This is a genomic window from Shouchella clausii, assembly GCF_002250115.1.
Lineage (GTDB): Bacteria > Bacillota > Bacilli > Bacillales > Bacillaceae_D > Shouchella > Shouchella clausii.
In genome coordinates this window covers 3,434,652-3,456,802 of sequence record NZ_CP019985.1, presented here as the reverse complement: position 1 = coordinate 3,456,802, position 22,151 = coordinate 3,434,652, and the positions used below count along the sequence as shown (strand labels likewise).

Below are 22,151 nucleotides of genomic sequence, written 5' to 3'. Positions count from 1 at the left end.
TTTAATGTTTGTTTTTCTTTAACCGGTACACGTAGGCAAGCACTTCGGCGACAGCTTGGAACATGTCTTCATGGATTGGATGCATCAGTTCAACAGACGCATACATCGCCCTTGCTAACGCAACGTTTTCAACAAGCGGAACATCATGGCTTTTGGCGACCGTTTTAATTCGTTCAGCCATATAATCAACGCCTTTTGCGACAACGATTGGCGCATCGGCTTGTTCTTGGTCGTAGCGAAGCGCTACCGCGTAATGGGTCGGGTTTGTAATGACGACATCCGCTTTTGGCACTTCTTGCATAATCCTGTTCATCGACATTTCCAATTGCCGTTGTTTCCGGCGCGCCCTAATTTTCGGGTCACCTTCCATCGTCTTATGCTCATCACGAATATCTTTTTTTGACATCCGGATTTGCTTTTCATGGTCATAGCGCTGGTAAAGGTAATCTGGTATAGCGAGGACCATTAACAATACCGCCGCAAACAGTCCCATTGTCACTGTTAAATGGCCAATCGAAGCAGCGCCGACCTCAACACTTTTTTGTGATAAAAGCAAGACATCGCCTATATTTGCATAAATCACAAAGGCCACTGCTGCGCCAATAAAGACAATCTTTAACATCGATTTGCCAAGTTCGACGAGTGCCCGCGTCGAAAATATTCGCTTGGCCCCTTTAATCGGATCTAATTTTTCCAGTTTCAGTTTCATTGGCTCGGCCGTAAATAAAGAACCGACTTGCACGAAGCTGGCAAATGCGCCGGCAAGAACAGTCAGCGCCATAATCGGCAAAGCCGCCATTCCCATCTCCCATGTCAATTCGTTAAACAATGCCGCACTATTTTCAGCTGTTAGCGGCAATGATAGAAAGCGCTGAAACACATCAGCCATCATTTCCTTCAAAGCAGCAAACAGCATTGGCCCAGCAAAGAGGGATAGAAGCAAAAATGCGGCAAATAGCATAAACGCGGTATTGACGTCCTGGCTCTTTGGCACTTGCCCTTTTTTGCGGGTCTCCTGCCTTTTTTTAGGCGTCGCTTTTTCTGTTTTCTCCTCTGCAAACCATTGCAGATCCATAGGTAGCCTTGTCATTGCGGACCACCACCTAGCCCTTCTAGCAGACGCCTCATCGCAAGCAATAATTCTTCAAATAAAACGTTCACGCTCATAAAAAAGACGCCGATATAGATAGCAAACACGATAAAACCTGCCAACATCTTAATTGGAATCCCGACGACAAACACATTCATTTGCGGAACGGTTCTTGAGATAATGCCTAAGGCCACATCAACTAAAAAGAGTGCACCAACTACAGGCATAGCCATCGACACTGCCATCGCAAACAGCATCACCATCACTTGCGCCACATGCTCCATGACATGCCCGCTCCCAAACGGAAGCGCCAGTTGGTCAAGAGGGACAAATTGATAACTGTAGATTACGCCATCAAGAAGCAAATGGTGTCCGTCTATAATTAGCAAATATAACATCGCGAAAAGGTATAAATAACTTCCTGTCAACGGGCTTTGCGCCCCGGTCTGCGGGTCAACGACATTGGCAAGCATAAAGCCTAAATGGAAATCAATCACACCGCCCGCAACTTGCACAGCATAGAGAATCATCGAAGCGATCAGTCCAGCAGCAATGCCAATCGCAAATTCCTTTAAGGCAAGAAGCAAAAATGGCAAATCTAGTGCTAACTCAGGCACGTCGAGAGATACTGCGAGAATTGCAGCCAAAAACGCCGATAGTCCGAGCTTGAGCGGAGCAGGCACCGTCCGGTGGTTGAAAAGCGGCAGCACGACGAAAAAAGAGCTGACGCGAATAAATATAAGTAAAAAAGCCGGATAAAGCGTTAGCCATTCATCCATCAGCCAATAAACCTATACAAATTGTTGTAAATGCTATACGCCATCTCAGTCAGTTGCGACAACATCCACGGGCCAAAGAAAACGAGCGCAAGCAGCACGCCAGCAATTTTAGGGATAAATGCTAGTGTTTGCTCCTGGATTTGCGTCGTCGCTTGGAATATACTTACAATCAGACCGAGCGCCAACGCTACAACCAAAAGCGGACCAGCAACGATCAGTACGGTCCATACACCGCTTTGGGCTAAGTGCGTAACCATTTCTAAACTCATAGCGGCTCACTCCTATTGAATCGGTAATCTCATTGGTTCATTCCTGCAACTGCCAGCCCCACTAGAATACGAGAGCCGATTATGATTGTTCCCATCGCTATTGATAGCTGATCAGCAAGCTTTGAACGACTAAATACCAGCCATCTACTAACACGAACAAGAGCACTTTAAACGGCAGAGCGATCATGACAGGTGGCAGCATCATCATCCCCATCGACATTAATACACTAGCAACAATCATATCGATCACAAGAAAAGGGATAAAAATCAAAAAGCCGATTTGAAAGGCTGTTTTTAACTCACTAATTGCAAAAGCAGGCACAAGCGCCGTCAACGGCACGTCGTCGATTGAAGCAGGCCTGTCATATCCGCCGTACCCCATAAACAACGCCAAATCCTTTTCCCTTGTATGGGCGCTCATAAATTCTTTAATTGGTACAACGGCTGCCTCAAATGCTTCCTCGCTGGAATACTCCCCATCCGCTAAAGGCACGTATGCTGTCTCATACACTTCTTGAATGACAGGGGCCATAATAAAGGCGGTCATAAACAACGCAAGCCCAATTAACACTTGGTTTGGTGGCGTCGATTGAGTGGCGAGCCCTTGTCGTACAAAGGCTAGCACAATGATGATGCGGGTGAAGCATGTCATCAAAATTAAAATTCCTGGCGCAATCGTCAGCACCGTTAGCAATAAGGCAATTTGGACCGTTGTCGCCATTGTCTCGCCATTCGTAAAATCAAACGAGGCAAAAGCAGCTACTGCATGTTGTAAAATCATCGGTCCTTCCTCTTTTCTATAAATGCCTGGCGTGTGTCTTGCAGTTCTTGCTTGGAAGCCGCAAGCTTGTCCCTTAAAATGTGTTGGAACGTCGGTGGTGCAGTGCCTGCTTTTTTCGAGAACGCCGCTTTCATGGTTCCTAAAGCATGACCGAGAAACGGTTCCTCATCCCCAGCTTGCTGTTTGGCGAGAATGGCCGTTATTTCGTCTGGATCGGTAATTTCTTTTAGCAATTGCACTTGATCACCGACGCCCACAACCAATAATGTTTCCCCGACTTTAACCAACTGAACGGATTTGTTTTGGCCAAGAGAAACGCCAGAGACGAGATGAAGCGCCTTTGTTTCTTGAAATGTTTTCGCCCGTTTGTTCACAAAGCGCAACAGCCCATATAACAGAGCTATGACAACAAGAAGCGCCGCGATCATCTTGACAAAGCTGAGCCAAGGCGGCTCCATGAGCGCTTCCGCCTCAGCTTCGGCTTCTTTCACTTCTTCATTGGCCAGTTCCTCATCGCATTCGCCGTTCTCGAGCACGTCATTGACGCTACAGTCCTTTGCTTCAGCGGGGCTGAACCCTGCTAAACCAACGAGTAGCAGGGCCAGCGCAATGATAGACGAAACGTTAACTAAGCGTTTTAGAAATCGCATCGATCACTCGATCCGCCTGAAATGGTTTTACGATAAAATCTTTTGCGCCTTCTTGGATCGCGTCAATGACCATTGCTTGTTGGCCCATCGCCGAGCACATAATCACTTTGGCACTCGGATCATACTGTTTAATCTCTTTCAGCGCCGAAATTCCGTCTTTTTCCGGCATCGTAATATCCATCGTCACTAAGTCAGGGGATAGTTCCTTATATTTTTCAACTGCTTGGTTGCCATCATTGGCTTCTCCAACTACGTTATAACCGTTCTTTGTTAAAATGTCTTTAAGCATCATGCGCATAAATGCTGCATCATCAACAACCAATACTTTTTTTGACATGAAAAGCCCTCTTTCTATATGTTGATTTCTTAAGATAGATAAAAGTTAACGCAAGTGGGTAAGACGGTCTTTTTTGCTAACAATGTCTGTAATCCGCACGCCAAAGTTTTCGTCAATTACGACCACTTCGCCTTTGGCAATCAACTTGTCATTGATAAGCACATCGACCGGCTCACCTGCCAACTTATCAAGTTCAATAATCGATCCTTGCGCAATCGACAAAATTTCACGGATCGTTTTTTTCGTACGTCCCAATTCCACTTTAACTTCCAGCGGTATGTCTAAGAGCATGTCTAAGTTTTGCATTTCTGCTTCGTCTGGCTTTGTTGTCTCAAAATTAGAGAACACCGCTTTTTCCACGACTTGCTCAGCGTCTTTTACCCTTTGGCCAATATGCTGGTTCACTCGCCCAGCACTTGTGCCATCTCCATGCCCGCCAATGGACGGAGCAGGTTCAGGCAACGGTTGTGCCTCTTGCACTGGCGCTTCTTCGGTGGCGCCACCGCCAAGCAAGGCGTTTGCGTAATCTTTGCTGAAAGGAACGCTAATAAGTTGCATTAACTTTGAATCAATCAGATCGCCAACGCGAAGAGAAAACGAAATCGCAATCAAATCTTCACCATCGGGAACATACTCCGTCCGCGACTGTTCATCAAATTCGATCACTTCCACTTTAGGCGGCGAAATGTCGACACGACGATTGAATAACGTCGACATCGACGTTGAGGCAGAGCCCATCATTTGGTTCATCGCTTCTTGGACTGCACTTAAATGCATCTCCGACAATTCTGGGTCAGGGTTTTCCCCATTTCCTCCAAGCATGAGATCTGCAATGATCGCTGCGTCATCAGTCGTAATCACAAATAAGTTCGAGCCTTCGAATCCCTCTGTGTATTTGACATGGACAATGACGTTCGGCCGTGGAAAAAGCTGGCGCAACATGTCTGAGCTGACTGCCGATACAACCGGTGTCGTAATTTCGACTTTTTGATTCAACAGTGCTGATAACGCAGTCGCCGAACTACCAAAGGAAATATTGCCGATTTCGCCGATCGTGTCTTGCTCCATGGGAGTTAAAAACTCGTTAATATCCGGGGGCTCCGTCTGTGTTTCTTCTGGCTGGGATTCGCCTTCATGGACTTCCTGTTGCCCAGCCTCTTCGGGAGCTTCGCCATCCTGGAGCCCCTTTAACAATTCGTTTATTTCTTCCTGGGAAAGCGGCTTGTCATTCATCATCCGTTCCTCCTAATACGTCAGTCACTTGCAAAGCCATCCGGTCTCTCTTTACTCCTGGCTGGCCGCTAAATTTCTTTTCACCGCCTACGAGCACATCAAGTGGTTCATCAATTAGCTGGTTTAAAGCAACGACATCCCCTTTAGCAAGGCGAAGAAATTCTTCAATCGTAATCGTTGAACGTCCAAGTTCGACGGCAACTTCAAGCGTCGTTTGCCGGACTTGTTTGTTTAACAATGCTTTATCTTCTGTCGAAAGGGCACCGCGCTGTTCTTGAAACCAATGGTGGCTCGTTAATTTCGGCAATATTTCTTCTAATACGACATGGGGCAAACAGATCGTCATGAGCCCTGTCGTATTGGCAATGCTTGTTGACAGCGAAATGACAACAACCGTTTCGTTCGGTGACACGAGCTGCAAAAAATGGGGATTCACTTCAATGTTTTCGGTGATCGGCTCCATTTCAATTACAGTCGTCCAAGCTTCAGCGAAACTTGCCAGCATCGATTCAAATAGCCCTGATAAAATTTTCGTCTCAATTTCTGTCAAATTATCAATTTTATTAAAGCTCATCCCATGTCCGCCAAGTACACGGTCAAACATGGCGTAGGCGATATTAGGATTAATTTCAATTAAGACCCGTCCATTTAATGGTATAGGCTCAATCACGTTCAAAAATGTCATTGTCGGTATGCTGCGGACATACTCTTCGTATGGAACCTGTTCGACAGAGGCTACTTGGATTTGCACAAGCGAACGGAGCTTGGCCGATAAATTGGTTGTCAACAACCGCGCGTAATTTTCATGGATGCGGGATAAGTTCCGAATTTGGTCTTTTGAAAAGCGTAGCGCTCGTTTAAAATCATAAACCCGAACTTTCTTCTCTGACTCTAGTTTTAATAACTCTTCGGCATCCATTTCTCCAGTCGTCAAAGCAGAAAGGAGCGCATCAATCTCACCTTGAGACAGCACATCAGCCATTAGAGCACCTCATTTTTGTTATTGGACCACTTTCACTGTCGTATAAACAGCTTTGACAGTGCCTTGTTCTAAATGGTCGTTTAATTTTGTCTGTATCGTTTCCTGCAGCTCGGCTAGCCCCTCTTCACCGACCAAGTCCTCTGCAGACATTTCTGCAAGTGTCAGCAAAATGACATTATTCACCTGGAACCCTCTTTTATCGATGTCCGTAAGTGTGTCTTTGTGATCGAGTTCAATCCGAAATTGAGCGCGGATGAATTCCCCTGACTTTAAATTGGTCGTAATTTCTTCTGTATCAAATGAGCGCTCATTAATGTCCTCTATCGTTGGCGCACCGCTCGCCTTGTTTTGAGCAAAAGGGCCAATGCCAAGCATATAGAGCCCTGCAACTATGACGACTCCGGTGAGCAAGAGGCTGAACGCTACGCCAATTACACGGTTTTTTTTCAACCTGATAAATCCTCCCTTTTGTAGCTTCCGACAAGGCCGATCTCGGCCATGCGGTTGTTGATCGCTTGGCCGACTTGTTCCATGTCATCGGCAACGACGAGCTTTTTTCCATTTACAAGCGTGATCGTTGTATCAGGCAACGCTTCTACTTTTTCGATCAACAACAAATTTAACAACAGCCGTTGCCCGTTTAAGCGCGTTAATGGAATCATGCCAGTCACCTATCGTTTTAAGTTGACAAGTTCTTGTAAAATTTCATCTGAAGTCGTAATGATCCGGGAGTTAGCTTGAAAACCACGCTGGGCGACGATCATTTCCGAAAATTCATCAGCGAGGTCCACATTCGACATTTCTAAATAACCAGACTGAATGTCACCAGTGCCTTGTGTTCCTGGGACAACCATATTGGCAGGGCCTGATGCTGGTGTTGCTGTAAATAGCGATCCACCCGCGCTATTTAACCCTTCTGGATTCGAAAAGCTGGCAACGCCAATTTGTAGTGTTACTGGATCGTCTTGGCCTTGGACAGAAATGACGATTTCACCTTGCTTGTTAACAGAAATACTTTGCATGTTATCCAGAACTTCCGGCTCAATTTGCAACCTGTTTCCATTTGGCCCTAACAAAAAGGCGCCTGAGCTATTGACAACATTGCCGTCATGGTCGACATAAATATTTCCAGCACGCGTATAAAACGTATCGGCTCCGACTTGAACTGCAAAGTAGCCATCGCCATTTATCGCTAAGTCCAATTCACGCCCTGTATATTGGTTGCCTCCTCCAGTATGAACCGTGTCAATTGCGCCAACCATTGAACCAGACCCAATTTGCTTGCTATTGACGCCACCACGGTCAGGAGTTGCGGCCATTGGCCCTTGTACTTGCTGGCTAACCATATCTTGAAACATGACGCGCCCTTTTTTGAAACCATGTGTATTTACGTTAGCAATGTTATTACCGACAACGTCTAGCTTTGTTTGGAAACCTTTCATACCTGAGATGCCTGAATACATAGAACGAATCATAACGGATCGTCTCCTTTACTCGTTTGATGTTGGTTTAATAATTGAAATTAAATTGCTTGCCTCAATCCACTTGTCATCATCGATTTGCACGAGCAAGTCCCCAGACTCGCTGTATTTAACTCCAGTCACTGTTGCTTGCTCGACTTTGTCTTTTTCGTTAAGCCATTCAACCGATTTGCCGATTAACTCGCTTAGCGCCATCAATTGCTGGCTTTTTTGCTCATAGTACATATATTCCATCGTGCTATTCAGTTTCGTGAGCTGCTCCAACTGGGAAAAAGTTGCTAATTGGGCGATAAACTCCCGATCTTCTATCGGGTTGCTCGGGTCTTGGTTTTGCAATTGTGTAATCAAAAGCTTCAAAAACGCGTCTTGGCCAAGTGCATTGTTTGGTTGCCGCTGTTGGTTTTGTGACGAGGAAAGCCACAACGATGGGTCAACTTGCGTCATCCGCTCCCTCTCCTTCTCCTTGTTTTTGACTCATCCAATCTGAAAATGAATGCTGCTTCCGTTGTTCGCCAACCTCTTCTTCCGGTTGCTTTCGCCCGCCTTCCTGTCCGCTTTCACCATTGCTTTGCTCGTCCCCATCTTCATCAATTGGCCCGATTTCAAACGCGGTGTCTTGGTTAAACATTTGCCTTAATCCAGGGAGAGCCCGCTCTAGCGTTTCTGCGGTTGCTTTTTTATCAGCAAGCAGTTTGACGACTAGCCCTTGGCTTGAATGGAGCAGTTGTACATGCAAACGTCCAAGTGATTCTGGATGAAGCTTAACCGTCAATTGCAGCGCACCATCTCCATGTTGCTTTAATACAGCCGCTCTTAGCACTCGTTCGAGCTGCTTAGCCAGCATAGGAGGCAGCGCACTTTTCCCACTTGGTAGTTTCGTGGCTTCTACAGCAACGCTTCCTTCAATTCCTGTTTGAGTGCTAGCCATTCCTGTGCCGTTATGCGGTTGTTTGTTAGGACCCTCTATGATGCGCGGCGCAGTGCTTGGCTCCTTTTCACGAACGATTCGCTTGTTAGAGTCTGCTTGTACGAATTCCCCTTCTGCCTGAGAATCGGCTAACGTTGTCGCCTTATTTCGCCCAGTATGTAACTCATTTTCTTCATGATTAGCAAGCTTGTTTGGTTCATTTTTAAAAACTTGGGTCTGCTCTGCTTCTGTCCTAGCAGGAGACTCGTCTTTCACGCTTGAATTTGAAACGACTTGCGACTCTGCATCGTTCGTGCTGGCTTTTATCACGTCACTTGGATTTGCCTTCTCCTTTGTTAAAGGTGCAACTTCTTGTTCCTGCTTCAGCGACTCCGCCCTATTTTCAGGCTCTGTTTTGTCGCCGCCTTGCGGCAAAGGGGCCGGACGGTCAGGAGCCATTTGTTGATTTTTATCACTAAATGCTCGGTTTTCTTCCTTAGTCGGTTCCGTCTCTATGTCCTGTAAAGGAGGAGGAGCGACTTGCCGGAGTGACGGTTCCTTTTCACTTGTTTTACTATCAACGGCTATGTCTTTAAGTTCATCTTGGCTTAGAGCAGGTTTACCGCTAGCACTGTCCTTTTCCTCCGGCACCTGTGCAAGTTTCTCTAACCGCTCACCTGCTTCTGCACTCGATGTTGCCTCGGTCAACGCTGCATGGGAAGCACCCGTCGTGGTTTTGCCTAAATCCCAACTTGTCGAGTCCACTGGAGCGGGCTTGCTACCACCTTCTTCATTCACAACACTAGGCTGGCCAAAGTCCACAGTGCCTACTGGCATCTGATTTGAATTCACCTGATTTTCAACGGCAATCCCACTTAAATCAGTGTCATTTGCTTGTTCATCGTTTGGTGCCGACGTTTCAACGTCGTTGTCCAACTCGTCTGTATTGGTTTCAAGAGGAAGAAAAATCGTGTTTCGCCCTTCAGCAGACGATGAAGCCTTATTTATTAGAAGATCAGAAAACGATTGGCTTCGTCCTTTCACCTGGCTTAACGGTCGTGATGTTGCGATTTCATTCACCATTTGTGTAATGTGCACGTTTGCGTCTACCCCCCTTCTTGCGCAAGTCTTTCTAAAAACCGGGCCGCCTTTTCTTCCGGCATTTTCGCAAGAATCGAGCCACGTAGTTGATCTTTCATAGCAGCCACATGGCGATAAGCTTCTTCTTCATTCATTTCATCGAGCAATGCAGCTGCACGCTTTGGCGTCATTTGTTCATATGTCTTTAATACAGCTGTCAAGTTGCCTTCTTCAAGCATGTTTTCAGTTTCCACATTAGCGCTTGCCTCGTCCTCGTTTGCCTCGATGTCATCAAGCTGTCCTTGCGCTTCTGCTAGTTCAGCATTTTTCACTTCGAGCTCATTGGAGAGCTCCTGCAACTGTGTTTGCAAATCGAGCAGTTCGCCTTCCAACTGCTCATACTTTTTTTGCCACTCATTCTCTGCCTGGTTATTCGTATGAAACCCGAATGCATTTTTAATGCTGTCCATTGGCGAAAACCCTAGCAAAGGGCCGATAAAAAACAGCGCAGCAAGGACGATGACAAAAAACGGAACGGCAAAAGCAAAAATCACAGTCCAGCGTTTTTTTGTCGGTTTCTCTTTCATTTAGGCAAATTTCCTTTTGAACCGGGTCACGCACAACTCATCCATCAGTTGTTGCTCCCGGCGGTTTTCTGCTTGTTTTTGTTCAAGGCGTTTCTTTTCTTTCAACCGTTCATATTGTTTATACGAGACGGCATGTTGCTGGAACGTCGCTTTCTTTTGAAGCATATCAACCCTAGCTTGGTCAGTTCGCAGCTGTTGTTTTCCAATTTGCTGCTGCAGTCCGTCTAAACACGCCTGGCTAATAAGCAAATCGGAAACCGACGCTTTTTCAACCAGCATCTTCTCGGTCGCCGCTTGTACATCTTCTTTTTGCTTTAGCAAACGGAACAGCGCCATTGCCTCAGATTCAAATGCGTCAACAGCCACTTCGTATTGCTTATGGGCTGCTTCTTTTTCTTGCTTGCATACATCCATCGCTGTTTGTAACGAAAATTGAAAGGCCATTTGCAAGCGTCACTCCCGTTTAAAAAGTTGTATAAGCTTCGTTTTCGTTTCTGCAAACGAATCGCTTTCTTCGACTTCTTGTTTAAGAAAGTCAAGCATAGCTGGATGGTCATGAATGGCAGCGTCAATGTCTTTGGAACTGCCCTGTTTATAAGCTCCCAGCGAAATTAAATCTTCTGACTGCTCATAATCTGCTAAACGCTGTCTAAAAAGCTTTGCTGCATGAAGGTGCTCGTTTTCCACCAAATCTTTCATTAGCCTGCTAACGCTTTTTAAAACATTAACGGCTGGATACTGCCCACGATTGGCGAGTTGCCTGTCCAATACAAAGTGTCCGTCAAGAATCCCTCGCACGGCATCTGCAATAGGCTCATTCATGTCGTCGCCATCTACAAGAACGGTGTATAAACCGGTGATCGAGCCTGACTGGTTTGTACCTGACCGTTCAAGCAGCTTCGGCATCATCGCAAAAACAGAAGGAGGGTAGCCTTTTGTCGTCGGTGGTTCGCCAATTGCCAAGCCAATTTCGCGCTGCGCCATTGCAAACCGGGTGACCGAATCCATCATTAAATTGACATTCTTGCCCTTGTCGCGGAAATATTCAGCAATGGCGGTAGCCGTTTGCGCTCCTTTCACTCGTAACAACGCCGGCTGGTCTGATGTTGCGACGACAACGACCGACTTTTTCAGCCCTTCCTCTCCTAAGTCGCGCTCAACAAATTCTTTTACCTCTCTGCCCCGTTCACCAATTAAAGCGATCACATTCACATCTGCATCTGACTGTTTGGCAATCATCGACATGAGTGTGCTCTTCCCTACACCGCTGCCAGCAAAAATGCCCACTCTTTGCCCTTTTCCCATCGTCAACAGCCCGTCAATTGCGCGGACACCAACGCTCATAATTTCGGAAATGCGCGGTCTTTCTAGCGGGTTTGGAGGTGAATTGTCTGTTGAATAGTTGGCGTCTGTATCTCCCAAGGCCGTGCTTTGCAAAAATGGTTCACCGACGCCATTGACAATTTGGCCAATCAAACTTGGTCCACACGCAACATTTAACGGCTTTCCCGTTCCTTCTACATAGCTCCCAGGCGCGATTCGCCTCGTATCGTCTAGCGGCATGAGCAAAATGCGGTCGTCCTTAAAACCAACGACTTCAGCTCGGACTTTAGTCCCTTTTTGATCTGGACTAGCCCAGATATAGCACAGTTCACCGATAAATGCTCTCGGCCCAGCTGATTCAATCGTCAACCCCGCGGCATGGCGAACTTGCCCATACCACTTATACGGGGACAGTGTGTGAACATGATCAATGAGCTTTTGCAAAGGAACCACACCTCGCAGCCTCATGAAGCTGCTTTTTCAACTGCTCGATCTGCGTCGGAAGAGAGGCATCCATTCTTCCAGCATTGGTGACGATAAAACAGTGGTCGTCTTGTAGTTGCCCGTCTGGTATAAGCTGAAAATCTTCGCAGGCAGGTATGGCCCCTTGCAACTCGTCCACACAAGCAGCGAGTCTTTTATACCAATGGGGCGGCACATACAATTTGACAAATGCGTGGTCGCGCACTTCGGCAAGAGCGGCTCGCACGATATTCTGCAAGTACGGGTCCTCTGCGATAGAAACGCCGATCACCTTTTCAGCAATGGCACAGGCAAGCTCAATCAAAAGCGGTTGTTCATTGTCTACTTTTAATGCAGCCGCAGCCTGCGCCTCTTCTAGCACTTGTTTCGCTTCCGCAATCGTTGACTCGTAAATCGCTTTTGCTTGGCTTTCACCCGCTGTAAAGCCAGCATCATACCCTTCTTGTTCTGCTTTCAAGCGCGCTTTTTCCCATTGTTGCTCTAGCTCCGCTTGTTTGCTTTCCATCTTTTCTTCGATTGCCGTCGCTTGTGCTTGTGCTTCCTCGATCAATTGGGCTGCCTTTGCTTCTGCTTTTTCTTGTAGCTGTTCGAATTGGGCTTCTTCTTCTTTGGCAAGTTCTTGTCTTGTTTCCCGTTCTCTTGCCCGTTGATACAAAGGTTTAATGCCAATTTCCCGTGCAATGCTCACATTCTTAGTAGAACGGATTACATTAGACAAGGACGTCATCTCCATTCGTGCGGGCAATCACAATTTCGCCCATTTCTTCGAGCTGCCTGATGGTAGCGACAATCCGCGATTGTGCTTCTTCTACATCACGTAAGCGGACAGGCCCCATGTAATCCATTTCGTCTTTAAATGCTTCAGCCATCCGTTGGGACATATTGTCAAACACCATTTCTTTCACGTCATCGCTTGCTACTTTCAAGGCAAGCTTCAAGTCATCGTTGTCCACATCGCGGATGACTCTTTGGATCGCCCGTTTTTCAAGTGTGACAATATCTTCAAACACAAACATCCGTTTTTTGATTTCTTCCGCCAACTCAGGATCTTGGATATAGAGCCCATCAAGAATCGTCCGTTCCGTTGAACGGTCCACACCATTCAACACTTCTACGACTGCTTCAATTCCGCCCGTTTCCGTAAAGTCTTGTGACAATGTTTGCGACAGCTTCTCTTCCAAAACCGCTTCCACTTGAGCGATCACTTCTGGAGAAGAGCTGTCCATTAGCGCCATTCGCCTTGCGACATCGGTCTGGATCGTTTCTGGCAAAGCAGAAATGATTTGACCTGCCTGCTTGGCTGACAAGTACGATAGGATTACGGCAATGGTTTGCGGATGCTCATGCTGGATAAAATTTAATATTTGGCTTGCATCCGTTTTGCGGGCAAAATCAAATGGCCTTACTTGGATCGTTGACGTCAGCCGTTGGATCATCGAGGCGGCCGCTTCTTCTCCTAATGCTTTTTCTAAAATCGTCTTCGCAAAACCTATACCGCCTTGGGCAATGTACTCCTGCGCTTTCGCCATCGAATGAAATTCGCCCATGACATTGTTTTGAACATCTTTATCGACTTTTCGCATCGCGGATATTTCAAGCGACAGCAATTCAATTTCATCCTCAGTTAAGTGTTTATACACTTGCGCTGCCGTGTCTGGCCCGAGTGAAATCAGCAATATCGCTGCTTTTTGGCGTCCCGTCAGCTTTGCTTTCGGCATTTCGTCCAATCTCCTTTCTACTATTCATCTGAAAGCCATGTCCGCAAAAGCTTTGAAAAGTCTTCTGGTTGTTCTTTTGCTAGTCGGTTTAATTGCCGCATTTGCTTGCTCTCTTCTGTTTCTTCCGTTTCCATAAGTGGCTCATCCTCTTGCTCTGGCTCTGGTTCTGGCGCCTCATCTTGCTCTTCCGCTAAGTCAGCTGGTTCTCTTTTCCGGTATAGCAGGACAGCTAGTATGATAATCAGCAAGACTAATCCAGCAGCTACAGCGTAAATCCAGACAGGTATCGTTGCTGCCGGCTGTTCCGCCTCTCCCGTTTCCGTTTGTGCGAATGGCATTGATGTCACCACTACACGGTCACCAACATCCTGTTCTCCTTCCTCCTCGCTACCATCTGGCAATGTCGTACGGATAATCGTCTCTAACATAGCGGTGATGTCAGCTGTTTGCTGAGGCGGCAATGCTTGCATCCCTTCTGGCGGGTTGACCATTACTTGAATTCCTAAATCGCGGATTTCATAAGGGCTTTCGATGATTTCCCGGTGGATCCGGTTAACTTCATAATTAATCCGCTCTTCAGTTCGCTCTGATTCAGAATCGCCACCGCCTGCTGCGCCAGTATAATTGGGAATCTCATCGCCTACACCAGCGACACCTTCCTCATTGCCTGTTGTTCCTTCATACATTTCATTAATTCGTTCAACACTGATTGCCAGCCCAGAAACCTCTTCTTCGTCAACTGGCTCAACCAAATCCTCAGTCCGCTGTTCTTGGGTAAAATCGATATCTGCCGTAACAGATACGATTGCATTTTCTGGCCCGACCACCGCACTTAAAAGTTGATTGATCGTTTGTTTCAAGTCCGACTCAATTTCTTGTTTGATTTCACGCTGTGATTGGAACGAAGCAGCAGGACTTGTTTCCTCTTCCTGGTATGTATAGTTGTTGAACTGCGAATCGGATAACACAATATTTTCAATCGGTAAATTAGGTACACTTTTTGATATTAAATGATATAAAGCTTTCACTTGCGACGAATCGAGCGTATACCCCGGCTCTAACTGCAACACTACCGCAGCAGTCGAGCTTTCTTGGCCTGAATTCAGCCAGACGCTTTCTTCAGGGAGCGTAATGATGACATTCGCTTGCTCGACGCCTTGGACGCCCCTTATTAATTCGGCAAGCTCCGTTTGCATAAGGGACCGTTCGATAACGGTAAACTCATTGTCAGTCATCCCAAAACCCATTTGGTTTTGAAAAAACGCATAATCGATGCTGCCGCTTTTAGGTAGTCCTTCAGCGGCGAGTTCAACTTTCAACCGATCTACATCCGCCTCAGGCACGTGAATGGTGGTGCCGTCATTTGAAACGCGGGCAGCCACCCCTCGTTGCTCGAGTGCTTCTTGTATTTGGCCAGCTTCGGCCAATGTCAATTGGCTATATAAGGGCGCATAATTCGTTCGGAATAGAAGGGCCGCAGCCAGTGCAATCGCTAATAAAAGTAGTAAAACAACGGAAATGACTGCACTTTTTCGCAGCGTACTGCTCTCTGTCCAAAACGTTTGCACCTGGTTCTTGAATTGCTTCGCTTTCTCCTTCATGGCGCCTCCGCTTGCATCTCGCCTTTCAGGCGGCTTAAATTTGCATTCTCATCATTTCCTGATACGCTTCTACTGCTTTATTTCGTACTTCTAGCGCGGCTTGCATTGAAACCGATGCCTTGCTCGCCGCAATCATGACATCATGAACATCAATCGGTTCTTGTTTAACCAGTGCTTGTGTTGCTTCACTTGAAGCAAGCTGGTCTTGGTTGACTGATTGGAGAGCATTCATTAAAGCCGACTTAAAATCGCCTTTGCTGTTTGCCTCCGTTTTGCCAGTTTGTGTAGCGAGCGGTTGGAGAAGTGGCTGCATCGCTTCAATTGTCATCTTTCCTCATCCTCCTTTAACGACCTATTTCCAGTGCTTTCATAACCATCCCTTTACTAGCTTGAAGCGCTGTGACGTTCGCTTCATAGGACCTCGTGGCACTTGTAATATCCACCATTTCTCTTGCAATCTCGACATTTGGTTTCGCGACATACCCATCTTCATTTGCATCAGGATGGGTTGGGTCATAAACAAGTGTGGCCGGTGTAGGATCACGGACAATTTGTTTTGCTACTACTCCTTGGTCAAGCTCGGCCGTTGCTTTTTGCAGCTCTGTCGAAAAGCGCCCCATCGACGTTGGGCCTTGGACAACCATTCGCCGCTGGTAGGGCTGCCATTCGCCATTTACAAGTTCGGCCCTTGTTGTATCAGCATTAGCAATGTTGCTTGCTGCTACATCCATTCGCAATCGCTGTAGTGTCAGTCCTGACCCAGATACGTTCATGCTTGAAAACATCGTCATATGCCTTTCCTCCTATTTGCCACCTTTAATTGCTGTTTCAATCGATTGGAAGCTTCCGCTGATTCGGTCAACGAGTGCATTGTAATAAAGTTGGTTTTTCGCCATTTCAGTCATTTGCTTATCTACGTCGACACTGTTCCCATTGTGGTTGTATAGCTCTCCCTTTTCCCGTAATGAAATACCGCCATTCCCAGGAAGCGGAAAAGACAAATGGCGCTCGTCTGTCCGCTTTGCTTGCAAGTGGCCCGTTTTTTCCCCGACAGCCTGTAAAACTTGGTCAAAAGACACGGTTTTCTCTTTAAAATTAGGTGTGTCGACATTTGCTAGATTTGTTGAGATCGCTTTTTGTTTCGTCGACGAGTAGCGTATGCCTTCTTCAAGCGCTGCTATTGTACTAGTAACGAACAATCGTCTCCCTCCTTTTACTCATGTCTTTTCTCATAAAAACAGGAAAGATTAAGCACTATTTCCCATGTTTAGCCCTGATAAAATTTTACTAGTTTTTGAGATGTTTGTCTAAGCTCATTTGAGATTTATATATAATTAAGTCTAATGTACCATGATACGAAGTGATTTTAGTCCCAATTAACAACCTAACGTCACGATTTTTAGGACTTTAGACTCTTGGTGAGATTGTCATTTTTACTAGTTTATTGGAAAGAGAGTTTTTAGTTGGAACTGGGCATTAATGCCCGTTTCTAATCTCCCTTCTCTCTTCCATAGCTAACTTTGTTACTATTTAGGCATTTGGTCCCTTTACCAACACTACATATCGACTAAACACTTGAAACATCATCCTACCTTAGGTCCTTTTTGCTAGTTGAAAAAGAGCACAGATCACATAACAAAAAACCACCCGTCCTTCCTTGGACGGGTGGTTCCAGCCTGTCGATCAATCTGGTTGATTTTATAATTGGGCTTAGTCTTCTTTCATGCGCTCTAGTTCCAATAGAAACTTGTCATTAAGCACTTTAATGTATGTGCCTTTCATTCCTAAAGAACGAGATTCGATGACGCCTGCACTTTCAAGTTTACGCAATGCATTAACGATAACAGAACGGGTAATGCCCACACGGTCAGCAATTTTGCTTGCTACAAGCAATCCTTCTCTGCCGTCAAGCTCCTCAAAAATATGCTCAACTGCTTCTAACTCACTGTATGAAAGTGAACTGATCGCCATTTGTACCACTGCTTTGCTGCGCGCTTCTTCTTCAATTTCTTGTGTCTTCTCATGGAGAATTTCCATGCCGACAACCGTTGCCCCGTATTCAGCCAAGATCAAATCATCATCGCTAAAAGAGCGGTTTAAACGGGATAGAATCAACGTACCAAGACGTTGACCGCCACCTTTAATTGGCACAATTGTTGTTAAGCCATTTTTAAAGATGTCACGGTTTTCAACCGGAAACGCAGTATACTCGCTGTCTACATCAATGTTGGCAGAAGTGTCCTCAATTTTAAATAGGCCATCAGTATACTCTTCTGGAAACTGGCGTTCGTCGAGCATTTTTTTCATGCGATCATTCTCAATCTCTTCTTCAATAGAGAAACCGAGCAATTTACCACGGCGGCTAACGACAAAGACGTTAGAGCCAATCGCTTCACGCAACGTCATCGCCATTTCCCGGAAATTGACGTGTTGTCCGCTTGTTTTCTGCAGCATTTCATTAATCTTTCTTGTTCTTGTAAGTAAATCCATTCCTACATCTCTCCTTTGTTTGCTATTACAATATAAATTGGCTCAAATCGCGGTTTTTTGCAATGGAACCTAGTTTTTCTTCGACATACTGTTCGGTGATTTCAAGTGTCTCCAAGTGAATATCAGCTGCTTCAAAGGACAAATCTTCAAGCAATTTTTCTAGCAACGTATGCAAACGGCGCGCTCCGATGTTTTCTGTTTCTTGGTTCACTTCGCTCGCAATCGTCGCAATCTTACGAACAGCTTCGTCTGAAAACTTCATTTCTATACCTTCAGTCTGCAAAAGTGCTTCATATTGCTTTGTCAATGCGTTGTCCGGTTCCACTAAAATGCGGACAAAGTCATCGACAGAAAGACTTTGCAGTTCAACCCTAATCGGAAAGCGCCCTTGCAATTCCGGAATTAAATCTGCTGGTTTAGCCATATGAAAAGCGCCTGCTGCAATAAAAAGGATATGGTCCGTTTTAACGGCACCGTATTTCGTCACGACAGTCGAACCTTCCACAATAGGCAAAATGTCGCGTTGGACACCTTCTCGAGATACATTGGCCCCTTGATCGTTTTTTCCAGCCACTTTATCAATTTCGTCGATAAAGATAATCCCGAGCTGTTCAGCCCGTGTAATCGCTTCCTGTGTGACATCATCCATATCAATCAGTTTCTGCGCTTCTTCTTCAGCGAGTACACCACGGGCTTCGGCCACTGTCATGCGGCGTTTTTTCTTTTTCTTCGGCATCATGCTTGATAACATTTCTTGCATATTCATGCCCATTTGTTCCATACCCGCCCCGCCTTGAAACAAATCCATAAAACCATGATTTTGTTCCGTCACTTCAACAGTAACGATGCGCTCTTCCAGCTCGCCTTGCTTTAGCTTTTCCGCCATTTTTTTCTTTAAATTGGCACGGGTCAGTTCCTCTTCTCCGTCTTCCTCATCCTCTTTATCCGGCTGGCTAAAGAGCATTTCAAACGGATTTTTATAATTGGTTTCCTTTTTCATGGAAGGGACAAGAAGTTCGATAAGCCGTTTGTCAGCCAGCTCTTTCGCTTCGTCTTTCACGAGTGCGACCCGCTCTTCTTTGACAAGACGAACACTTGACTCAACCAAATCGCGCACCATGGACTCAACGTCGCGGCCGACATAACCGACTTCCGTAAACTTTGTGGCCTCCACCTTAATAAACGGCGCGCCTACAAGTTTTGCAAGCCTTCTGGCAATTTCTGTTTTCCCAACGCCAGTAGGGCCAATCATTAAAATGTTTTTCGGAGTAATTTCCTCCCTCATGGAAGGATCAAGCTTTGTACGGCGATAGCGATTGCGCAGTGCAACAGCAACAGACCGTTTGGCCCCGTCTTGCCCGACAATGTATTGGTTCAACCGCTCTACAATTTCCCGAGGCGTCAATGTGCTTGTCATTGCTTTACCCTCCAATCGTTCATCATCACTCTGTCAGTTCCTCAACGACAATTTGGTCATTTGTATACACACAAATTTCGCCAGCCGTTTCAAGGGCAGCTACGGCGATTTCACGTGCGCTCATCCCAGGGGCATGGCGCTTTAGCGCACGGCCTGCACTCAGTGCGTAATTTCCTCCAGAGCCAATAGCGAGAATCCCGTCGTCAGGCTGGATCACTTCTCCTGTTCCTGAAATAAGAAGCAAAGCCTGTTTATCCATCACAATCAGCATCGCCTCAAGTTTTCGTAACACCCGGTCGCTGCGCCACTCCTTTGCTAGCTCGACAGAGGCGCGCTGCAAATTGCCATTGTATTCTTCCAGTTTTGCTTCAAACTTTTCGAACAATGTAAAAGCATCAGCAACTGAACCAGCAAAGCCAGCAAGAACGTTATTATGGTATAGCCTGCGGACTTTGCGTGCGGTATGTTTCATCACCACAGCATTGCCAAACGTCACTTGGCCGTCGCCAGCCATAGCAAACCCGCCATTATGGGCAATCGCAAAAATCGTTGTTGCGTGGAAACCCTCCATTGTCAAACGCTCCTTTTTATAGACTTAGGCTCGCGGATGGGCGCCTTTATAAACGGCATAGAGCCGCTCCTTGCTTACATGTGTATAAACTTGTGTCGTCTTTAGCGATTGGTGGCCTAGCAACTCTTGGACAGCGCGCAAGTCAGCACCCGCATTAAGCAAATGGGTCGCAAAGGAATGGCGAATGGCATGTGGGCTTATTTTTTTCTGCATAGCCGCTTCGTCCAGCCTTTTTTCCACAATCTTCCGAATGCTCCGATCGCTTAACGCTCCTCCACGATAGTTCAAAAACAAATGGGAAGTCGGATCGTTGGCACGGAGTAGCTTAGGACGCGCCTCGTTTATGTACGATTCAACAGCGCTAACAGCCATTTTCCCTACTGGAACATATCGCTCTTTGCGGCCTTTTCCGAAAACACGCACCGTCTCGCTTACTCGATCCCATTGGTCGAGTGCCAGCATGCTGCATTCCGAAACACGCATTCCCGTTGCATACAGCAACTCAATGATCGCCTTATCACGCTTTTCGAGAGGCTTATTCGCAGGAAGCGCTAAAAGCCAGTGCTCCATTTCTTCTTCATAGAGAAAAGTAGGCAAACCCGTTTTTTGTTTAGGCAAATGCGTGTGCAAGAAAGGGTTTTCGCTAATATGCCCCTCTTCCATCAAGAATTTTCCAAAGGTTCTAAGCGCCGACAATTTTCTCGCGATCGATTTTCTCGCGTACTTCTTATCGACTAGCTCGCTTATAAATAGGCGGACATCTTGGTGCTTTACGTCTTTTATCTCGGCAATGCCCGCTGCCGACATAAATGCGGCGAATTGCTGTACGTCTTTTCGATAGTGGTCGATTGTCCATTTTGAACCGTTCTTTTCGACTTGGACATAGCGGACAAATTGGTCAATCAAAAGCCGTTCAGATAATTCCACATTCATGCCTCCCTCTTAGAACTAATAAATTTTACCATAGTTCAAGAGGGAGAAGCAACTGATGTCACACTTCTTTCATAAAATTCTGAATCGACTCCAACGCACGCTTAGCTAGCGCCTCATAGCGTTCTTTTTTCGCTTTTATACGAACATTAAGCGGTGGAACAAGACCAAAGTTCGCATTCATAGGCTGGAACGTTTTCGCATTGGCATTTGTAATGTAGGCAGCCATACTACCGATCATCGTTTCTTCAGGAAAAACAGCGAGCTCCTGGCTTTGCGTCCATTTAAAGGCGTTCATGCCTGCAACCAATCCTGCTGCCGCTGACTCTACATAGCCCTCAACGCCTGTCATCTGCCCTGCAAAGAACAAATCACTGCGTTTTTTCGATTGGTAGGTCGGCTTTAACAAGTTAGGGGAATTTAAAAACGTATTTCTGTGCATAACCCCATAGCGGACAATATCAGCGTTTTCCAAACCTGGAATCATGCGGATCACTTCTTTTTGCGGGCCCCATTTTAAATGCGTTTGGAAACCAACCATATTGTACAACGTTCCGGAAGAATTGTCTTGCCGTAACTGCACGACAGCAAAAGGGCGCTTCCCAGTTTTCGGATCTTCTAGTCCAACAGGCTTTAATGGTCCAAACAGCATCGTTTTCTTGCCACGGGAAGCCATCACTTCAATTGGCATGCAGCCTTCGAAAAAAATGTCTTTTTCAAATTCCCGCAGCGGAACGGTTTCCGCTTCAATCAATGCTTGGTAGAAACGATCAAATTCTTCTTCTGTCATCGGACAGTTGAGATAGGCAGCCTCCCCTTTATCATAGCGGCTTTTCAAGTAGACTTTGTCGCGGTCTATCGTTTCGGCGTCAATGATAGGTGCGGCAGCGTCATAGAAATATAAATATTCTTCGCCGCTAAATGCCTTTAATTGTTCCGCCAATGCTTCAGAAGTGAGTGGACCGGTAGCAATAATCGTCGGGCCTTCAGGTATTTCAGTCACTTCCTCCTGGACGACTGTTACGTTTGGATGGCCTTTGACATATTCGGTGACTTTGCCAGCAAAATCATGGCGGTCTACAGCAAGGGCGCCGCCAGCAGGAACGGCTGCTTCATCAGCTGCTTTAATAATGACCGAATCAAGATGGCGCATTTCCTCTTTCAGCACGCCGACAGCATTGGCAAGTGAGTTGCCCCTTAACGAATTGCTGCATACAAGTTCGGCAAACTTGTCCGTATGATGAGCAGGCGTCTGTTTCACCGGTCTCATTTCATAGAGCCGAACATGGCCTCCTCGTTTCGCTATTTGCCAAGCCGCTTCGCTACCAGCGAGACCAGCCCCTATTACATTTATCGACTGTTTATGCGTCATTTAAACAAATGCTCCTTTTTCCCGACAATCATTTCACACAAATGCCTCCACTCCTTAGCAGAGTGAAGGC

At 46.3% G+C, this 22,151-nt stretch carries 27 protein-coding genes; all 27 read right to left on the bottom strand.

The genetic code is table 11. The features are described 5' to 3' along the window. Nucleotide 1 precedes the first annotated feature (1 nt). The 27 genes from flhB to trmFO all read right to left on the bottom strand — a co-directional run bounded on the left by flhB (nucleotide 2) and on the right by trmFO (nucleotide 22,081). Nucleotides 2–1,090, bottom strand: a complete 1,089-nt coding sequence (gene flhB / locus BC8716_RS16840; RefSeq protein WP_094427569.1) for a flagellar biosynthesis protein FlhB — start codon at nucleotides 1,088–1,090, stop codon at nucleotides 2–4. After that, nucleotides 1,087–1,869, bottom strand: coding sequence for a flagellar biosynthetic protein FliR (gene fliR, locus BC8716_RS16835; RefSeq protein ID WP_094427567.1), 783 nt, complete (start codon nucleotides 1,867–1,869; stop codon nucleotides 1,087–1,089). Before fliR ends, flhB begins: the two co-directional genes overlap by 4 nt. Beyond that, the gene (gene fliQ, locus BC8716_RS16830; protein WP_011247096.1) at nucleotides 1,869–2,138 is read right to left on the bottom strand and encodes a flagellar biosynthesis protein FliQ; all 270 of its coding nucleotides are present in this window, start codon (nucleotides 2,136–2,138) and stop codon (nucleotides 1,869–1,871) included. Before fliQ ends, fliR begins: the two co-directional genes overlap by 1 nt. A 97-nt stretch (nucleotides 2,139–2,235) precedes the next feature. Continuing rightward, a complete protein-coding gene (gene fliP, locus BC8716_RS16825) occupies nucleotides 2,236–2,859 on the bottom strand; it encodes a flagellar type III secretion system pore protein FliP (protein WP_375071307.1) in 624 nt (207 codons plus the stop codon). A gap of 56 nt (nucleotides 2,860–2,915) precedes the next feature. Then, entirely contained in the window at nucleotides 2,916–3,569 is a 654-nt protein-coding gene (locus tag BC8716_RS16820; protein ID WP_094427563.1) for a flagellar biosynthetic protein FliO, read from the bottom strand. Continuing rightward, nucleotides 3,544–3,906, bottom strand: coding sequence for a response regulator (locus BC8716_RS16815; RefSeq protein ID WP_062750674.1), 363 nt, complete (start codon nucleotides 3,904–3,906; stop codon nucleotides 3,544–3,546). The genes BC8716_RS16820 and BC8716_RS16815 overlap by 26 nt, the downstream gene beginning before the upstream one ends. 45 nt (nucleotides 3,907–3,951) lie before the next feature. Next, entirely contained in the window at nucleotides 3,952–5,139 is a 1,188-nt protein-coding gene (gene fliY / locus BC8716_RS16810; protein WP_094427561.1) for a flagellar motor switch phosphatase FliY, read from the bottom strand. After that, the gene (gene fliM / locus BC8716_RS16805) at nucleotides 5,132–6,121 is read right to left on the bottom strand and encodes a flagellar motor switch protein FliM (protein WP_094427559.1); all 990 of its coding nucleotides are present in this window, start codon (nucleotides 6,119–6,121) and stop codon (nucleotides 5,132–5,134) included. Before fliM ends, fliY begins: the two co-directional genes overlap by 8 nt. Nucleotides 6,122–6,139: 18 nt before the next feature. After that, complete coding sequence (gene fliL, locus BC8716_RS16800; protein WP_157730475.1) at nucleotides 6,140–6,571, bottom strand: flagellar basal body-associated protein FliL; 432 nt, start codon at nucleotides 6,569–6,571, stop codon at nucleotides 6,140–6,142. Beyond that, entirely contained in the window at nucleotides 6,568–6,783 is a 216-nt protein-coding gene (locus BC8716_RS16795; protein WP_062750678.1) for a flagellar FlbD family protein, read from the bottom strand. Before BC8716_RS16795 ends, fliL begins: the two co-directional genes overlap by 4 nt. A gap of 9 nt (nucleotides 6,784–6,792) precedes the next feature. Then, on the bottom strand, nucleotides 6,793–7,596 hold the full coding sequence (flgG, locus tag BC8716_RS16790; RefSeq protein ID WP_094427554.1) for a flagellar basal body rod protein FlgG: 804 nt from the start codon (nucleotides 7,594–7,596) through the stop codon (nucleotides 6,793–6,795). Nucleotides 7,597–7,611: 15 nt separating this feature from the next. After that, nucleotides 7,612–8,046, bottom strand: coding sequence for a flagellar hook assembly protein FlgD (gene flgD, locus BC8716_RS16785; RefSeq protein WP_094427552.1), 435 nt, complete (start codon nucleotides 8,044–8,046; stop codon nucleotides 7,612–7,614). Next, nucleotides 8,033–9,607, bottom strand: a complete 1,575-nt coding sequence (locus tag BC8716_RS16780; protein ID WP_094427550.1) for a flagellar hook-length control protein FliK — start codon at nucleotides 9,605–9,607, stop codon at nucleotides 8,033–8,035. The genes flgD and BC8716_RS16780 overlap by 14 nt, the downstream gene beginning before the upstream one ends. 8 nt (nucleotides 9,608–9,615) lie before the next feature. Next, nucleotides 9,616–10,176: a MotE family protein gene (locus BC8716_RS16775; RefSeq protein WP_094427547.1), complete on the bottom strand. Its 561-nt coding sequence runs from the start codon at nucleotides 10,174–10,176 to the stop codon at nucleotides 9,616–9,618. After that, the gene (gene fliJ, locus BC8716_RS16770; protein ID WP_094427545.1) at nucleotides 10,177–10,620 is read right to left on the bottom strand and encodes a flagellar export protein FliJ; all 444 of its coding nucleotides are present in this window, start codon (nucleotides 10,618–10,620) and stop codon (nucleotides 10,177–10,179) included. Between the two features lie 9 nt (nucleotides 10,621–10,629). Continuing rightward, nucleotides 10,630–11,967, bottom strand: a complete 1,338-nt coding sequence (gene fliI / locus BC8716_RS16765; RefSeq protein ID WP_094427543.1) for a flagellar protein export ATPase FliI — start codon at nucleotides 11,965–11,967, stop codon at nucleotides 10,630–10,632. After that, the gene (fliH, locus tag BC8716_RS16760) at nucleotides 11,927–12,700 is read right to left on the bottom strand and encodes a flagellar assembly protein FliH (RefSeq protein ID WP_157730474.1); all 774 of its coding nucleotides are present in this window, start codon (nucleotides 12,698–12,700) and stop codon (nucleotides 11,927–11,929) included. Before fliH ends, fliI begins: the two co-directional genes overlap by 41 nt. Further along, complete coding sequence (fliG, locus tag BC8716_RS16755) at nucleotides 12,693–13,700, bottom strand: flagellar motor switch protein FliG (protein WP_011247111.1); 1,008 nt, start codon at nucleotides 13,698–13,700, stop codon at nucleotides 12,693–12,695. The genes fliH and fliG overlap by 8 nt, the downstream gene beginning before the upstream one ends. A 20-nt stretch (nucleotides 13,701–13,720) precedes the next feature. Next, entirely contained in the window at nucleotides 13,721–15,301 is a 1,581-nt protein-coding gene (gene fliF / locus BC8716_RS16750; RefSeq protein WP_094427539.1) for a flagellar basal-body MS-ring/collar protein FliF, read from the bottom strand. 34 nt (nucleotides 15,302–15,335) lie between these two features. Continuing rightward, entirely contained in the window at nucleotides 15,336–15,629 is a 294-nt protein-coding gene (gene fliE, locus BC8716_RS16745) for a flagellar hook-basal body complex protein FliE (protein ID WP_094427537.1), read from the bottom strand. 16 nt (nucleotides 15,630–15,645) lie between these two features. Then, nucleotides 15,646–16,092: a flagellar basal body rod protein FlgC gene (flgC, locus tag BC8716_RS16740; protein WP_062750689.1), complete on the bottom strand. Its 447-nt coding sequence runs from the start codon at nucleotides 16,090–16,092 to the stop codon at nucleotides 15,646–15,648. A gap of 12 nt (nucleotides 16,093–16,104) precedes the next feature. Then, nucleotides 16,105–16,500, bottom strand: a complete 396-nt coding sequence (gene flgB, locus BC8716_RS16735; protein WP_094427535.1) for a flagellar basal body rod protein FlgB — start codon at nucleotides 16,498–16,500, stop codon at nucleotides 16,105–16,107. Nucleotides 16,501–17,011: 511 nt separating this feature from the next. Further along, entirely contained in the window at nucleotides 17,012–17,791 is a 780-nt protein-coding gene (codY, locus tag BC8716_RS16730) for a GTP-sensing pleiotropic transcriptional regulator CodY (RefSeq protein ID WP_011247116.1), read from the bottom strand. 25 nt (nucleotides 17,792–17,816) lie between these two features. Further along, a complete protein-coding gene (hslU, locus tag BC8716_RS16725; RefSeq protein ID WP_094427533.1) occupies nucleotides 17,817–19,208 on the bottom strand; it encodes an ATP-dependent protease ATPase subunit HslU in 1,392 nt (463 codons plus the stop codon). A gap of 25 nt (nucleotides 19,209–19,233) precedes the next feature. Then, entirely contained in the window at nucleotides 19,234–19,779 is a 546-nt protein-coding gene (gene hslV / locus BC8716_RS16720) for an ATP-dependent protease subunit HslV (protein ID WP_094427532.1), read from the bottom strand. A gap of 24 nt (nucleotides 19,780–19,803) precedes the next feature. After that, the gene (gene xerC / locus BC8716_RS16715) at nucleotides 19,804–20,712 is read right to left on the bottom strand and encodes a tyrosine recombinase XerC (RefSeq protein ID WP_169715960.1); all 909 of its coding nucleotides are present in this window, start codon (nucleotides 20,710–20,712) and stop codon (nucleotides 19,804–19,806) included. A 58-nt stretch (nucleotides 20,713–20,770) separates the two neighbouring features. Continuing rightward, on the bottom strand, nucleotides 20,771–22,081 hold the full coding sequence (gene trmFO, locus BC8716_RS16710; protein WP_094427531.1) for an FADH(2)-oxidizing methylenetetrahydrofolate--tRNA-(uracil(54)-C(5))-methyltransferase TrmFO: 1,311 nt from the start codon (nucleotides 22,079–22,081) through the stop codon (nucleotides 20,771–20,773). Between the last annotated feature and the right edge of the window lie 70 nt (nucleotides 22,082–22,151).

Coding starts and splice junctions, on each gene's coding strand:
- BC8716_RS16795 (WP_062750678.1), bottom strand. CDS start 6,783: ATGATTCCATTAACGCGCTTAAACGGGCAACGGCTGTTGTTAAATTTG.
- codY (WP_011247116.1), bottom strand. CDS start 17,791: ATGGATTTACTTACAAGAACAAGAAAGATTAATGAAATGCTGCAGAAA.
- hslV (WP_094427532.1), bottom strand. CDS start 19,779: ATGGAGGGTTTCCACGCAACAACGATTTTTGCGATTGCCCATAATGGC.
- fliR (WP_094427567.1), bottom strand. CDS start 1,869: ATGGATGAATGGCTAACGCTTTATCCGGCTTTTTTACTTATATTTATT.
- xerC (WP_169715960.1), bottom strand. CDS start 20,712: ATGAATGTGGAATTATCTGAACGGCTTTTGATTGACCAATTTGTCCGC.
- BC8716_RS16775 (WP_094427547.1), bottom strand. CDS start 10,176: ATGAAAGAGAAACCGACAAAAAAACGCTGGACTGTGATTTTTGCTTTT.
- hslU (WP_094427533.1), bottom strand. CDS start 19,208: ATGACAAGCACATTGACGCCTCGGGAAATTGTAGAGCGGTTGAACCAA.
- fliP (WP_375071307.1), bottom strand. CDS start 2,859: ATGGCGACAACGGTCCAAATTGCCTTATTGCTAACGGTGCTGACGATT.
- fliE (WP_094427537.1), bottom strand. CDS start 15,629: ATGACAATTGAAGCGATGCAGCCACTTCTCCAACCGCTCGCTACACAA.
- fliM (WP_094427559.1), bottom strand. CDS start 6,121: ATGGCTGATGTGCTGTCTCAAGGTGAGATTGATGCGCTCCTTTCTGCT.
- flgD (WP_094427552.1), bottom strand. CDS start 8,046: ATGACGCAAGTTGACCCATCGTTGTGGCTTTCCTCGTCACAAAACCAA.
- fliI (WP_094427543.1), bottom strand. CDS start 11,967: ATGAGGCTGCGAGGTGTGGTTCCTTTGCAAAAGCTCATTGATCATGTT.
- flgG (WP_094427554.1), bottom strand. CDS start 7,596: ATGATTCGTTCTATGTATTCAGGCATCTCAGGTATGAAAGGTTTCCAA.
- fliY (WP_094427561.1), bottom strand. CDS start 5,139: ATGAATGACAAGCCGCTTTCCCAGGAAGAAATAAACGAATTGTTAAAG.
- flhB (WP_094427569.1), bottom strand. CDS start 1,090: ATGACAAGGCTACCTATGGATCTGCAATGGTTTGCAGAGGAGAAAACA.
- fliG (WP_011247111.1), bottom strand. CDS start 13,700: ATGCCGAAAGCAAAGCTGACGGGACGCCAAAAAGCAGCGATATTGCTG.
- fliJ (WP_094427545.1), bottom strand. CDS start 10,620: ATGGCCTTTCAATTTTCGTTACAAACAGCGATGGATGTATGCAAGCAA.
- BC8716_RS16815 (WP_062750674.1), bottom strand. CDS start 3,906: ATGTCAAAAAAAGTATTGGTTGTTGATGATGCAGCATTTATGCGCATG.
- BC8716_RS16820 (WP_094427563.1), bottom strand. CDS start 3,569: ATGCGATTTCTAAAACGCTTAGTTAACGTTTCGTCTATCATTGCGCTG.
- fliF (WP_094427539.1), bottom strand. CDS start 15,301: ATGAAGGAGAAAGCGAAGCAATTCAAGAACCAGGTGCAAACGTTTTGG.
- fliQ (WP_011247096.1), bottom strand. CDS start 2,138: ATGAGTTTAGAAATGGTTACGCACTTAGCCCAAAGCGGTGTATGGACC.
- flgC (WP_062750689.1), bottom strand. CDS start 16,092: ATGACGATGTTTTCAAGCATGAACGTATCTGGGTCAGGACTGACACTA.
- trmFO (WP_094427531.1), bottom strand. CDS start 22,081: ATGACGCATAAACAGTCGATAAATGTAATAGGGGCTGGTCTCGCTGGT.